This window comes from Knoellia flava TL1 (assembly GCF_000768675.1).
GTDB lineage: Bacteria > Actinomycetota > Actinomycetes > Actinomycetales > Dermatophilaceae > Knoellia > Knoellia flava.
In genome coordinates this window covers 1-317 of sequence record NZ_AVPI01000094.1, presented here as the reverse complement: position 1 = coordinate 317, position 317 = coordinate 1, and the positions used below count along the sequence as shown (strand labels likewise).

Below are 317 nucleotides of genomic sequence, written 5' to 3'. Positions count from 1 at the left end.
GCTGAACAGCTTCAGTGTTGGCCCTAAGGTCGTCGAGCCCGGTGATGTCCTTACCGTCGGTTACAACGCCAGCGATGATTCCGGATCTCTGCGCTGCATCATCTTCCACTTCACCGATCCCATTGATGGGTCGCATCAGGTTCGTAATGATGGCGCTCTTCCTTTGGCTGCCACTTTTACGACCCAGGTTCCCACCAGCTGGCCGAACGGCTCGTACATCTTGAGCTATGTGACGTTGTGTGACCCCACCGGTAATCAGACGACGTACGCGCGTGACGGCCGGGCGAGCAAGATCCCCAGCAACGCGGTCGGCCCGA

At 58.7% G+C, this 317-nt stretch carries 1 protein-coding gene; it reads left to right on the top strand.

Annotation, left to right across the window (positions count from 1 at the left end):
• A partial coding sequence (locus tag N798_RS18835) for a hypothetical protein (RefSeq protein WP_232222679.1) occupies window positions 1-317 on the top strand: 317 nt, incomplete at both ends.